The following is a 13,950-nucleotide window of genomic DNA, read 5'->3' as shown; positions in this document are numbered from 1 at the left end:
CCTGATTTCGAGCTATCTTGCTTGCCACGTTCATCACCGTCAGCGCTCGCCACCCTCACGTACAAAATACGCTTGGGTTGCTGCACACTGACGGCAACGAAACGGGCTACATCAATAACGCTTCGTCATTCAGGCAATTTTTCACATTCGCTTCTGGGATGAGAGAATCCTTGATTCTCTCGCCCCCGCTCATCAATCTTTAAATCACCAGCATCAGCGCCAGTACCACCACGGCACCGACACTCATGGAAGCCACATACCAGCGCACGTAACCGTTCTCGCTCACCACCAGGCCTTTATTACCAATGCGCGACAATAGCGCAGGCAGGTTCATCAGTGAGTTCAGCGGATCGCGCTTCAGCAGCCAGGCAATGCCCAAATAAGGTTTTACAAACACCTTGTCATACAGCCAGTCGAAGCCCCATGCCGCGAACCACCAGGTGCCGAAGAAACGGCCCGGCGCGCTATTGGCAACACTGGTGACCAGCTGGCGTTTGCCAAGCCATAGGGCAGCAGCAATCAGGATGCCGACAATCGCGACCACGCCTGAGGTGATTTCCAGCGCCACTTTTCCGCCCTCACCGAATTCATTCTGCGGCAGCACGCCCGCCAGCGGTGGCGTGATCATGGCGCCAACGAAGGTGGAGAGCACTAACAGCACAATCAGTGGCAGATGGTGAGTGATGCCTTTGCCCGCGTGCGCATGAATTTTCTCTTCGCCGTGGAACACGATGAAGATCATGCGGAAGGTGTAGATCGAGGTCAGGAATGCACCGACCAGACCCGCCACCATCAGATTGATGTGACCATTCGCCAGCGCACCAAACAGAATTTCGTCTTTACTGTAGAAACCTGCGGTAATCAGCGGCAGTGCCGCCAGCGCAGCGCCGCCGACCAGGAAGCAGGTGTACACCAGTGGGATGCTCTTACGCAGGCCGCCCATTTTGAAGATGTTCTGCTCGTGGTGGCAGGCCAGAATGACCGAACCAGAAGAAAGGAACAGCAGTGCTTTGAAGAAGGCGTGCGTCATCAAGTGGAAAATGGCCGCGTCCCATGCCTGCACGCCCAGCGCGAGGAACATGTAGCCGATTTGACTCATGGTAGAGTAAGCCAGCACGCGCTTGATGTCGGTTTGCACCAGCGCGGCAAAGCCTGCCAGCACCAACGTAATCGCCCCCACAATACCCACCAGATGCAGCACTTCCGGCGTCAGCAGGAACAAGCCATGGGTACGCGCAATCAGGTAAACACCCGCGGTTACCATGGTGGCGGCGTGGATCAGAGCTGATACCGGCGTAGGACCCGCCATCGCATCAGCCAGCCACGTTTGCAGTGGCAACTGTGCAGATTTACCGACCGCACCGCCCAACAACATCAGGGTTGCCCACTGCAGCATGTGGTTGTCAGCGGCGAAATGCGCCGGCGCCAGTTCCACCAGCTCGCGGAAGTTCAGCGTACCCAGTTCGTTGTAGAGAATGAACAGCGCGAATGCGAGGAACACGTCACCGACGCGGGTGATGATGAACGCTTTCATCGCCGCTTTGCCGTTTTCTGGGTTGCTGTAGTAGAAGCCAATCAGCAGATAAGAGCAGAGGCCCACGCCTTCCCAACCGAGATACATCAGCATCAGGTTGTCGGCCAGCACCAACACAACCATGCTCGCGATGAACAGGTTGGTGTAAGCGAAGAAGCGTGAATAGCCCTCTTCACCGCGCATGTACCAGGAAGCAAACATGTGGATGAAGAAGCCGACGCCGGTCACCACTGACAGCATGGTCAGTGACAAGCCGTCCAGTACCAGGTTCACTTTGATATCAAAGTGGCCGACCTGAATCCATGTCCACAACGCCTGAGTAAAAGGCTGTTGACCGTTACTGAAGAAATCCATACCAACGAAAACGGTGGTCAACGCCGCCAGACCGACCGATCCCATTCCCACCGCTGCCGACAGATTCTCCGACCAGCGACCACGGGAAAACGCCAATAGCAGGAAGCCAATCAGCGGAAATAATACGGTTAAATAGAGAAGATTCATCCGCGCATCTCGCTCACTGTGTCAATGTTCAGCGTCTGACGACGACGATAGAGCTGGAGCAGCAGGGCCAGGCCGATGCTGGCTTCCGCCGCCGCGAGGCTGATCGCCAGAATGTACATCACCTGGCCGTCAGCTTGTCCCCAGTAGCTCCCTGCTACCACCAGCGCCAGTGCCGCGGCGTTGATCATGATCTCCAGACCAATCAGCATAAATAGCAAATTGCGGCGCAGTACCAGCGAGGTCAGGCCGAGAACAAACAGCACAGCAGCCAACATCAGGCCGTGTTGTAACGGGATCATGCGTGATCCTCCTTATTCGCATGTGCATCAGCATGGCGATTGCTCAGCACTTCGCCCTGACGCTCTTCACGTCCGATATGGAAGGCCACCACCAGACCGGCCAGCAGCAGCATTGACGCCAACTCAACCGCCAGTACGTAAGGACCAAACAGACTGATACCCACCGCTTTGGCATCGATAACGGTGCCATCAATGCCCTGATCGTGCGCGGTGCTAATGGCGTAAATCATCACCACCAGCAGCAACAGGGAGACGATGCCAGGCCCAATCCACAGCGAAGGCTTCAGCCACTCGCGCTCCTGGTCCTGCTGGGTTTTGCCCAGGTTCAGCATCATCACCACGAACACGAAAAGCACCATAATGGCACCGGCGTAAACGATGATCTCCAGCGCACCGGCAAAGTAAGCGCCCATTGAGAAGAACACGCCCGCAATCGAAAGCAGCGAAACAATCAGGTACAGCAGCGCATGTACCGGATTGGTGTGAGTGATAACGCGCAATGTCGTTAGCACCGCCACCAGTCCGCAAAGATAAAACGCAAATTCCATACCTGGCTCCTTAAGGTAACAAGCTTTTGACGTCGATTGGCTTGGCTTCGTTTTCCGCTTCGCCCTTCTCTTTCCCGTCGATCGCCATACCCGCCATGCGATAGAAGTTGTACTCCGGATATTTACCCGGACCGGAAATCAGCAGGTCCTGCTTCTCGTACACCAGATCCTGACGCTTGAACTCACCCAACTCAAAATCGGGGGTCAGCTGAATCGCCGTGGTCGGGCAGGCTTCTTCGCACAGACCGCAGAAGATGCAGCGCGAGAAGTTGATGCGGAAGAACTCCGGATACCAGCGACCATCAACCGTTTCCGCTTTCTGCAGTGAGATACAACCCACTGGACAGGCTACCGCACACAGGTTACAGGCAACACAGCGCTCCTCGCCGTCCGGATCACGCGTCAGCACGATACGGCCACGGTAGCGCGGCGGCAGGTAAACCGGTTCTTCTGGATACATCTGGGTTTCGCGCTTGGCGAAGGCATGCATGCCTATCATCCAGATACTGCGCACTGTCGTGCCGAAGCCAACGACAATATCTTTTAAAGTCATCTCAAAACCCCTTACTGCGCGCTGTACAGAATCACTGCGGCGGTCGCCAGCAGGTTCAATAACGTCAACGGCAGACACACTTTCCAGCCGAACGACAGCACCTGGTCATAACGTGGACGCGGCAGCGCAGCACGAATCAGGATAAACATCACCATAAAGAACGCCGTTTTCAGGGCGAACCAGATGAATGGCGGCAGGAATGGACCGTGCCAGCCACCGAAGAACAGCGTGACAATCAGCGCTGAAACGGTGGTGATGGCCACATATTCACCGACGAAGAACAGACCGAACTTCATACCGGCATATTCGATGTGGTAACCATCGGCCAGTTCCTGTTCCGCTTCTGGCTGGTCAAACGGATGGCGGTGACAAACCGCGACACCCGCGATACAGAAGGTCACGAAGCCGAAGAACTGCGGAATGATGTTCCACAAGTGCGTCTGGCTCTCGACGATGGCGTTCATGTTGAATGAACCGGCTTGCGCCACCACACCCATCAGCGACAGGCCCAGGAACACTTCGTAGCTCAGCGTCTGCGCGGAAGCACGCATTGCACCCAGCAGTGAGTATTTGTTATTACTCGACCAACCGGCGAACAGCACGGCGTAAACCGCCAGACCGGCCATCATCAGGAAGAACAGCAGACCGATATTCAGATCTGTCACCATCCAGGTCGGTGAAACCGGCACGATGGCAAACGCCAGCAGCAGCGATACAAAGGCAATAACCGGTGCCAGAGTAAAGATGAAGCGGTCGGTAAACGGCGGAACCCAGTCCTCTTTGAAGAACATTTTGATCATGTCAGCGGCGAGCTGCAGTGAGCCGCCCCAGCCAACACGGTTCGGTCCATAACGGTTCTGCCATAAGCCGAGCAGACGACGCTCGGCGAAACTCATAAAGGCACCACAACCCACCACCACCAGCAGAATCACAATGGTTTTCAGGATCTGGATGAGGATGTCGATAGCGTCCGGTGTCAGCCAGCTCATTGTGCAGCCTCCTGCAGTTTGTCAACTTGCGCACCTGAGAGGAACGGCGGCACACCTGGCATACCCAGCGGCAGACCCACCTGCCCTGCTTGCAGGGAAGTGGAGAAGCGTACTGGCAGACGCAGCGTTTCACCGGCACAAACCAGTTCAACCGCAGAGCCGTTATTGACGCCCAGTTTCTCCGCATCAGCCGGGTTAATCACCAGCGTAGCTGGCGACATACGCTTCTGGAAGGTCGGTGAACGCTGAGTCATCTCTTCACTACCAAACAGCTGATAGTAAGGTGCAACGCGATATTGGCTGCCTTCAACAAAGCTTTCTGGCACGGCGGTGAACCACGGCAGTGATCCTTCGCTCGCTTCAAACAGACGCACACCCGGATCGCCATGACGCAGTTTGCCACCGACTTCAGCCTGGAACTTGTTCCATGCTTGCGGGGAGTTCCAGCCTGGAGCCCAGGCGAATGGAATCTGCGAACGTGGTGCGCCTGGTTGGTTGTTACCTTCCATTGAGAAGGCAAACATGGTGTCTTTGTCTTGCGGCTGACGCGGTTCGTGCACGCTAATATTGGCACGCATCGCGGTACGGCCACTGTTACGGTGCGGTGAACGCGCCAGTTTCTGACCGCGAATACGGAAGCTTGCATCCGGCGCCGCGTCTTTAATACCTTTCAACTGTGGCAATGCTGCAACGGTGGCATCGATCACGTGATCAAGCAGCGTCCAGTCAATCTGACGGCTTTCAACAGTGCTGTGCAGCGAGTGCAGCCAGCGCCAGCTCTCCAGCATCACAATGCTGTTGTCGTAATAAGACGGATCGTAAACCTGGAAGAAACGCTGTGCGCGGCCTTCCTGGTTGATCGAGGTGCCATCACTTTCTGCGAAGCTCGCCGTCGAGAGCACCAGACCGGCTTTCTCCAGCGTCGCAGTGCGTTGATGATCAACCACAATCACGTGTGCGGTGTTGTGCAAAGCCGCATCCACGGTGGCTTTCGGTGCATGGCGGTAAAGATCGTTTTCCAACACCACCAGCGCTTCCGCTTCGCCTTTATCCAGCTGTTCCAGCGCGCTATCCAGCGATTGCCCCCCCATCAGGCCGAGACCAAAGCTGTTAGCTGCACCGGCAAGGAAAGTGATACCGACATCGGCACCGCGACCTTTCAGTGCTTTTGCCACGTTGGCGGCCGCTTCAATCATCGCGGTGCTGCCAGAGTGGGTACCGGAAATAATCAGTGGTTTTTTGGCACCGGCTAACGCCTGTACCACCACATCCAGTTTGCCGTTCAGCTTGCTGTCAAAGCCACTGACGGCTGGAGCAGCTTCATCGAGCGCATTGGCAATAGCGAAGCCGAGACGTGCCTGATCTTCCACCGGTGCGCGATAGCTCCACGCCGCGATATCATCAAGACGGGTTTCATCAACGTTGGTGACAAATAGCGGATGTTTGGCGTGCTGACCAATGTTCAGGATCGCCGCGATCTGCCAGTCAGCCACTTTCTGGGCTGCTGCCATTTCACGTGCTTTACCTTTCACCGCCTGACGCACAGAAAGTGCGACACGCGCACCGACCTGAGTCAGGTCTTCACCCAGCACCAGCACCGCATCGTAGCTTTCGATTTCGCGCAGTGATGGCGTGTAAATACCGCCTTCCTGCAGTACTTTCAGCATCAACTCAACGCGTGCCTGCTCAGCGGCAGGCATACCGGTGGAGAAGTTTTCCGCACCGACAAGTTCACGCAGCGCAAAGTTGCTTTCAATGCTGGCACGCGGTGATCCAATCCCAATCACACGCTTCGCCTGACGCAGTACGTCAGCCGCGGCATTCACCGCTTGTGCGGCATTCAGACTGACCCAATCGTTGCCGCGCTTCTGTACTGGATGACGTGGACGATCTTTGCGGTTCACATAGCCATAACCGAAACGACCACGGTCACACAGGAAGTAGTGGTTTACGGTACCGTTGTAACGGTTTTCGATACGACGCAGTTCACCATAACGCTCGCCTGGGCTGGTGTTACAACCCACGCTGCACTGCTGGCAGATGCTCGGTGCGAACTGCATATCCCATTTACGGTTGTAGCGTTCGGAGTGCGTTTTATCGGTGAATACGCCGGTCGGGCAGATCTCGACCAGGTTACCGGAGAACTCGCTCTCCAGCGTGCCATCTTCCGGGCGACCGAAGTAAACGTTGTCGTGGGCACCGTAAACGCCGAGATCTTTGCCGTCTGCGTAATCTTTGTAGTAACGCACGCAGCGATAGCAGGCGATACAGCGGTTCATTTCATGGGAGATGAACGGGCCGAGATCCTGATTCTGGTGCGTACGTTTGGTGAAGCGGTAACGACGGAAGCTGTGGCCCGTCATGACCGTCATATCTTGCAGATGGCAGTTACCGCCCTCTTCGCACACTGGACAGTCGTGCGGATGGTTGGTCATCAGCCATTCCACCACGCTTTCACGAAACTCTTTCGCTTCGCCATCGTCGATGGAAATAAAGGTGCCGTCCGACGCCGGTGTCATGCATGACATAACAAGACGACCACGGGTATCTTCGGCATTCTGGAATTGCTTCACCGCACACTGGCGGCAGGCTCCCACGCTTCCCAGCGCCGGATGCCAGCAAAAATAAGGAATATCAAGGCCCAGAGAGAGACACGCCTGCAACAGGTTGTCCGCTCCGTTCACATCATATTCTTTACCGTCTACATGGATTGTAGCCATAGTGAACATGCTTCCGTAAGGCTCGCCCTAAGACGAGCGTTAAACATCTAATTCTGTCCCCCGCGCCGTGTCGGCGCAGGGTGAATTCCGTGTACGGCGGCTGATTACCAGCGCGCTTTCAGCAGGTTGGGCTGAATACCACCGATCGATCGGGTATTGCCAAACACCTGCGGCGCAATGCCGGCTTCAAACTCTTCACGGAAATATTTAATCGCGCTCTGCAATGGCTCAACGGCACCCGGTGCGTGGGCACAGAAGGTTTTCCCTGGGCCGAGTTGGCGACAGAGTTGCAGCAGGGTTTCGATGTCACCCGGCTGGCCTTTTTTCTGCTCCAGCGCACGCAAGATCTTCACGCTCCATGGCAACCCATCACGGCATGGCGTACACCAGCCACAGGACTCGCGCGCAAAGAATTCTTCCAGATTACGCACCAGCGAAACCATGCCGATTTCATGATCGACCGCCATCGCCAATGCCGTGCCTAAACGGCTGCCGGCTTTACCGATGCTGGCAAATTCCATTGGCAGATCAAGGTGTTGATCGGTCAGGAAATCCGTACCCGCACCGCCTGGCTGCCAGGCTTTAAATTTCAGGCCATCGCGCATGCCACCGGCATAATCTTCCAGAATCTCACGCGCGGTCGTGCCAAACGGCAGTTCCCACACGCCTGGATTTTTCACGCGGCCTGAGAAGCCCATCATTTTGGTACCGGTGTCTTCGCTGGTAGAGATGTTCTTGTACCAGTCAACGCCGTTGAGGAAGATGGCTGGGACGTTGGACAAGGTTTCCACGTTGTTGACGCAGGTTGGCTTGCCCCACACGCCCGCACTCGCCGGGAACGGTGGCTTAGAACGCGGGTTCGCACGACGACCTTCCAGTGAGTTGATCAACGCGGTCTCTTCACCACAGATGTAACGTCCCGCGCCGGTGTGCACGATCAGTTCAAAATCGAAACCGGTACCGAGGATGTTTTTACCGAGGTATCCCGCTTCGGTGGCTTCGGCAATCGCACGGCGCAGATGCACGGCCGCTTCGATGTACTCGCCACGTAAGAAGATGTAGCCACGATAGGCTTTCAGGGCGAACGCACTGATCAGCATACCTTCCACCAACTGGTGCGGCATTTGCTCCATCAGCAGGCGGTCTTTATAGGTGCCCGGCTCCATTTCATCGGCGTTACACAGCAGGTAACGGATGTTCATGGATTCGTCTTTCGGCATCAGGCTCCACTTCAGGCCGGTATTAAAGCCTGCGCCACCGCGACCTTTTAGACCGGAGTCTTTCACTGCCGCAACGATTTCGTCCTGGCTCATGCCTTTCAGTGCTTTATCAGCGCCGACATAACCGTTTTTACTGCGATATTCATCAATCCACACCGGCTGCTTGTCGTCGCGCAGACGCCAGGTGAGTGGATGCGTTTCCGCAGTACGAATGATCTGTTTAATGGTCATTGATACTGCTCCAGCAGATTGGCGATACCTTCCGGGGTCAGATGAACATGGGTATCTTCATCCACCATCATGGTTGGGCCTTTGTCACAGTTGCCCAGGCAGCAGGTTGGCAGCAGGGTAAAGCGGCCATCGGCTGTGGTCTGGCCCGGCTTGATATTCAGATTCTGCTCAAGCGCAGCCTGAATGCCCTGGAAACCGGTGATGTGGCACACCACGCTGTCGCAATAACGAATGACGTGACGGCCAACCGGCGTGCGGTAGATCTGGCTGTAAAACGTCGCCACACCTTCTACGTCACTGGCTGGAATGCCCAGCACTTCAGCAATAGCATTGATGGCGCCATCTGGCACCCATCCACGCTGCTTCTGCACGATCTTCAACGCTTCAATTGAGGCGGCGCGTGCATCCTCGTAATGGTGTTTTTCGTGCTCAATAGCGTGGTGCTCGGTCTCGCTCAGCACAAAGACCTCATCAGGGTCGATAGTGTGAATGGCAATTTTTTGATCGTGCATAATTAGCGGTCCACGTCTGACATAACAAAATCGATACTACCGAGGTATACGATCAAGTCGGATACCAGGCTGCCGCGGATCACCGATGGGATCTGCTGCAGATGCGGGAAGCTTGGCGTACGCACACGGGTGCGGTAGCTCATGGTGCTGCCATCGCTGGTCAGGTAGTAGCTGTTGATCCCTTTAGTCGCTTCAATCATCTGGAAGGATTCGTTGGCCGGCATGACCGGGCCCCACGAAACTTGCAGGAAGTGCGTGATCAGGGTTTCGATGTGTTGCAGCGTGCGCTCTTTTGGTGGCGGCGTGGTCAGCGGGTGATCCGCTTTGAACGGGCCTTCCGGCATGTTTTTCAGGCACTGTTCCAGAATGCGCAGTGACTGCCACATCTCTTCCATTTTCAGTTGAACGCGGGTGTAGGCATCACTAATGCCTGCGCCAACAGGGATCTCAAAATCGAAGTTTTCATAACCTGAATAGGGACGCCATTTACGCACGTCAAAGTCGAGACCGGTGGCACGTAAGCCAGCACCAGTGGTGCCCCACGCCAGCGCTTCGTCCATGTTATAGGCCGCAACGCCCTGCGAACGGCCCATCAACACGGTATTGCGCAGTGCGGCTTTGTCATACTCTTTCAGACGCTTTGGCATCCAGTCGAGGAACTCACGCAGCAGACGCTCCCAGCCTTTCGGCAGATCGTGTGCCACACCGCCGATGCGGAACCAGGCTGGGTGCATACGGAAACCAGTAATCGCTTCAACCACGTCATAAATTTTCTGACGGTCGGTGAAGGCGAAGAACACCGGCGTCATGGCACCCACGTCCTGGATAAAGGTGGAGATGTACAGCAAGTGACTGTTGATACGGAACAGCTCTGACAGCATCACGCGGATCACGTTGACGCGATCCGGCACGGTGATGCCGGCTAATTTTTCCACCGCCAGCACGTAAGGCATCTCGTTCACGCAGCCGCCGAGATATTCGATACGGTCGGTGTACGGAATGTAGCTGTGCCAGGATTGGCGCTCGCCCATCTTCTCAGCACCACGATGGTGGTAGCCGACATCCGGCACGCAGTCGACGATCTCTTCGCCATCCAACTGCAGAATGATACGGAAGGCACCGTGCGCGGACGGGTGGTTAGGACCCAGGTTGAGGAACATGAAGTCCTCATTGGTGGTGCTACGCTTCATGCCCCAGTCTTCAGGCTTGAAGGTCAGCGCCTCCATCTCCAGATCTTCTTTCTGCTTGGTCAGTTCGAACGGGTCGAACTCAGTGGCACGCGCCGGGTAATCTTTACGCAGCGGATGGCCTTCCCAGGTCTGCGGCATCATGATGCGCGTCAGGTGCGGGTGACCATTAAAGGTGATACCAAACATCTCCCAGGTTTCGCGCTCATACCAGTTGGCATTGGCGAAGATTTTGGTGATGGTCGGCACATTCAGATCGTTTTCAGACAGCGCCACCTTGAGCATGATGTCGCGGTTGCGTTCAATCGAAAGCAGGTGATAGAAAACGGAAAAATCCGCAGCGGGTAAACCGGCGCGGTGGGTACGTAAACGCTCATCGAAACCGTGCAAGTCATACAGCATGACGTACGGCTTTGGCAGCTTACGCAGGAATTCGACAATTTCCAGTAACTGTTCACGTTTCACCCAGACGACCGGAATACCGGTGCGGGTGGCCTGAACGGTAAAGGCATCCGGCCCAAAACGGTTACGCAGCTCGCCGACCACTGGATCATCCAGATGGTCGCGGGTTTGCCATGCAGGCTGAGCGAGATCTTGCGTGGTTAAATCTGTCATACGTTACTCACCATTCCGGCCTGTAATCAGGCGCTAAAAGAAGGCGTCAGGATGGCGGCGCGCATTAAATTGTGATGTTCTGCTGCGGCCGTTGTGCCATCCGTGTACGGGAAGCTTAGACTTCGTCTGGCGTTCTCAGGTTAGTGACGGCAATACGCTCGCCGCGTTTTCTCTCACGCTCTGGCTGCATATTGGCGCGATAAACGCCCTGATCACCCACCACCCACGACAGTGGACGGCGCTCTTTACCAATCGACTCACGCAGCAGCAGCAGCGCTTGCATGTAAGCTTCAGGACGCGGTGGGCAGCCCGGAATGTACACGTCAACCGGCAGGAATTTATCCACGCCTTGCACCACAGAATAGATGTCGTACATGCCGCCCGAGTTTGCACAAGCACCCATGGAGATCACCCATTTCGGTTCCAGCATCTGGTCATACAAACGCTGAATAACCGGCGCCATTTTGGTAAACGGCGTACCGGCGATCACCATAAAGTCAGCCTGACGTGGGGAGGCGCGCATGACTTCCGCACCAAAACGCGCCACGTCATGCACCGCAGTGAATGACGTGGTCATTTCCACGTAGCAACAGGAAAGACCGAAGTTGTACGGCCAGAGAGAGTTTTTACGACCCCAGTTCACCATGTCATGCAGGGCATGCTCGAGCTTGCCCATATAGACGCTGCGATGAACGTGCTGCTCCAGAGGATCGGTAACAATCTCCTGTTTCTGCAGCGGATAGCGATCGTTATCACCGCCGCCGTTCGGGTCTACGCGTGTCAGCGTGTAGTCCATCTTATTGCCTCGCTTTTACTGCTTATGAGGGTTGGTGTGGTTGTGACTGACCGGAATTGATTTGACCACTACGCGACGACGCGCAGGAGCCCAATCCAGTGCACCGATGCGCACCAGATAAACCAGGCCTGCCAATAGCACCAAAATGAAAATTGCGGCTTCGACAAAGCCGACCCATCCGCTCTCACGGATTGAAGTCGACCAGGCGTATAAATAGAGGGCTTCGACGTCGAAAATAACGAAGAACATCGCAACCAGATAGAATTTAGCGGAGAGGCGAATATGGGTATCACCGACGGATTCGATACCCGATTCAAACGGGGTGTCTTTATGGCGTGCCCGCGCACGACCACCTAACAACCAACCGCCGGTCAACATGAAGGCACACAGGCCAAATGCAATAACAATAAAAACAATAAACGCCCAGTGATGAGCGATCACTTCTGTGGTTGTCGACATACTCTTTGCTTACTCATCAAAAGTGGCGCTGGCATCCTGCACTGTTGCAGCAAACACACCACATGAATTCAAGGGAAGGATAAAAAACCTTGTAAACTATGCTGTCATTATCAAATAAGCAGCAATTTTATGGGGTTTTTTACTCCTTTCTATAACCTTTTGTCAACTTTGACAAAAGCATCCAAACATTAATTAACACCCGTAGCATATTATTAACAAACGAACCCCATCATACCAGCTAAATCGCTTCAGTTTGTGAGGTTAATTTCAGTGTAGCGGGTATTCACATGCATGGATCGTGCATTTAACAATCATATTTTGACAGGTCTTACGGGGATTTCCCCCCCCTTATAGGGGGTATTTTTTTGATCCAGAACACATAATGGTGTTTTTTGCTGTAAAAATCGGCGATTGGTACAGGCAAATGCCCTGGGAAAGATGGCACGGAATGATAAAGAAGTTCCACTTTGAGCAAAAATGGAACAATTATCATTTTTCAGGAAGAGAGGAAAATTATTGGTGGTGAATCGCGTTAGAAAGCGTGAATTAAAATGCATAAAAAAAGCCTTAGCTGATGTTTATCAGTCTAAGGCTCATTTTAATAAGTTTTAACAATTAACTGGTATTCCAACGTGAAGGAATAACCCGCTATTGTTGACCTTACTCTTCGTCATCCAGCAGCAGGGTGCCATCTGGATTTGCCGTCAGATTGTAAGGATCGTTGGTGGACTGCATCGCGTTGAAGATCGCCAGCGCCAACTCGTTATCACTGTCTGGATTACGGCACAGCAGGTACTGAGTATCGGGCAATACCGGCAGCCCTTCAGCCGCACCCATTACACGCAGCTCTGGGCTCATCATCTCAACCGGGCGTGCTGTGACACCCAGACCCGCTTTCACTGCCGCACGCACTGCTGCCAGCGTTGATGCAACATAGGAAATGCGCCATGGGATGCCCGCTTCATTCAGGTGATCGATCGCCATGTCACGGTACGGACTTGGCTCATCCAGCAGCACCAGTGGAATGGCTTCGCCGCGCTGGAAGATATAATCCGCAGCACAGTACCAAAGCGTCGGTGAGGTACGCAGGACCTGATGGGTGAAATTACCAGGACTGGACGTGGTGACAACCAGATCAACCTCACCCTGATTCAGCATTTCCATCATGAACGGGTTGCGTTTGACGCGCACATCAATGGCCAGCTTCGGATAGACCGACGTTACGCGGTTAAGCAGGAACGGCAGAATGGTATCGGAAGTGTCATCGGAGGCGCCGATGGTCAGTACGCCCTGGATGTTGCTGTACATTAAAGAGGTGCACGCTTCGTCATTGAAACGAAGGATCTTTCTGGCGTAGCCTAGCAACTGGATGCCATGCTCCGTCAACAGTTTATTACGTCCATGTCTGGCAAACAGCTCTTTACCTACCAATTGTTCCAGACGTTGCATCTGCTGACTTACTGCGGATTGCGTTCTGCACACTGCTGCAGCCGCCGCCGCAAAAGTATTCAAGTCAGCAACAGCAACAAAAGTACGCAGCAGATCGAGGTCGAGATTCAGTATCGGACGATTTGCATTAGTCATGTTTTTTCTTCACTTATAAGATTTTTTAAAACTACTACCCTGGTGTATTACCCTACTTATCAAATAGATAAGAGGTAATGGTGCTTAATGACAGCCCTGTGTGGAGCTGTCATGGAAAAATCGTGTCAGGCGGATGCCGACGGATACGTCACTCTGTATTCAGAGGAGTGCCGTCAAATAAGACAGAACAACTTCGGGTACG

Annotated in this window: 12 protein-coding genes; all 12 read right to left on the bottom strand. The window is 54.4% G+C overall.

Features of this window, described 5'->3' with window-relative positions; genetic code table 11:
* Window positions 1-199: 199 nt before the first annotated feature.
* The 12 genes from nuoL to lrhA all read right to left on the bottom strand — a co-directional run bounded on the left by nuoL (window position 200) and on the right by lrhA (window position 13,748).
* Entirely contained in the window at window positions 200-2,035 is a 1,836-nt protein-coding gene (gene nuoL / locus CRO33_RS00505) for an NADH-quinone oxidoreductase subunit L (RefSeq protein WP_058961299.1), read from the bottom strand.
* The gene (gene nuoK, locus CRO33_RS00500; RefSeq protein ID WP_034825057.1) at window positions 2,032-2,334 is read right to left on the bottom strand and encodes an NADH-quinone oxidoreductase subunit NuoK; all 303 of its coding nucleotides are present in this window, start codon (window positions 2,332-2,334) and stop codon (window positions 2,032-2,034) included. The genes nuoL and nuoK overlap by 4 nt, the downstream gene beginning before the upstream one ends.
* Window positions 2,331-2,882 (bottom strand): NADH-quinone oxidoreductase subunit J, encoded by a 552-nt coding sequence (gene nuoJ / locus CRO33_RS00495; RefSeq protein ID WP_034825059.1) that lies wholly within the window; start codon window positions 2,880-2,882, stop codon window positions 2,331-2,333. Before nuoJ ends, nuoK begins: the two co-directional genes overlap by 4 nt.
* A gap of 10 nt (window positions 2,883-2,892) precedes the next feature.
* Window positions 2,893-3,435 (bottom strand): NADH-quinone oxidoreductase subunit NuoI, encoded by a 543-nt coding sequence (nuoI, locus tag CRO33_RS00490; RefSeq protein WP_034825061.1) that lies wholly within the window; start codon window positions 3,433-3,435, stop codon window positions 2,893-2,895.
* Window positions 3,436-3,446: 11 nt separating this feature from the next.
* On the bottom strand, window positions 3,447-4,424 hold the full coding sequence (nuoH, locus tag CRO33_RS00485; RefSeq protein ID WP_045813644.1) for an NADH-quinone oxidoreductase subunit NuoH: 978 nt from the start codon (window positions 4,422-4,424) through the stop codon (window positions 3,447-3,449).
* Window positions 4,421-7,144, bottom strand: coding sequence for an NADH-quinone oxidoreductase subunit NuoG (gene nuoG / locus CRO33_RS00480; RefSeq protein ID WP_097116581.1), 2,724 nt, complete (start codon window positions 7,142-7,144; stop codon window positions 4,421-4,423). Before nuoG ends, nuoH begins: the two co-directional genes overlap by 4 nt.
* A gap of 104 nt (window positions 7,145-7,248) precedes the next feature.
* On the bottom strand, window positions 7,249-8,589 hold the full coding sequence (gene nuoF / locus CRO33_RS00475) for an NADH-quinone oxidoreductase subunit NuoF (RefSeq protein ID WP_176505727.1): 1,341 nt from the start codon (window positions 8,587-8,589) through the stop codon (window positions 7,249-7,251).
* A 2-nt stretch (window positions 8,590-8,591) separates the two neighbouring features.
* Complete coding sequence (gene nuoE / locus CRO33_RS00470; RefSeq protein ID WP_058961298.1) at window positions 8,592-9,107, bottom strand: NADH-quinone oxidoreductase subunit NuoE; 516 nt, start codon at window positions 9,105-9,107, stop codon at window positions 8,592-8,594.
* Window positions 9,108-9,109: 2 nt separating this feature from the next.
* Window positions 9,110-10,909, bottom strand: coding sequence for an NADH-quinone oxidoreductase subunit C/D (gene nuoC / locus CRO33_RS00465; RefSeq protein WP_097116580.1), 1,800 nt, complete (start codon window positions 10,907-10,909; stop codon window positions 9,110-9,112).
* 115 nt (window positions 10,910-11,024) lie between these two features.
* Entirely contained in the window at window positions 11,025-11,705 is a 681-nt protein-coding gene (locus CRO33_RS00460) for a NuoB/complex I 20 kDa subunit family protein (protein ID WP_007889318.1), read from the bottom strand.
* Window positions 11,706-11,720: 15 nt separating this feature from the next.
* Window positions 11,721-12,164 (bottom strand): NADH-quinone oxidoreductase subunit A, encoded by a 444-nt coding sequence (locus CRO33_RS00455; RefSeq protein WP_034825074.1) that lies wholly within the window; start codon window positions 12,162-12,164, stop codon window positions 11,721-11,723.
* Window positions 12,165-12,824: 660 nt separating this feature from the next.
* The gene (lrhA, locus tag CRO33_RS00450; protein WP_034825076.1) at window positions 12,825-13,748 is read right to left on the bottom strand and encodes a transcriptional regulator LrhA; all 924 of its coding nucleotides are present in this window, start codon (window positions 13,746-13,748) and stop codon (window positions 12,825-12,827) included.
* Window positions 13,749-13,950: the final 202 nt, after the last annotated feature.

Origin of the sequence: Pantoea sp. GL120224-02 (assembly GCF_900215395.1) — a bacterium.
Taxonomy (GTDB): domain Bacteria; phylum Pseudomonadota; class Gammaproteobacteria; order Enterobacterales; family Enterobacteriaceae; genus Pantoea; species Pantoea communis.
This window is presented reverse-complemented; position numbering and strand designations above follow the sequence as displayed.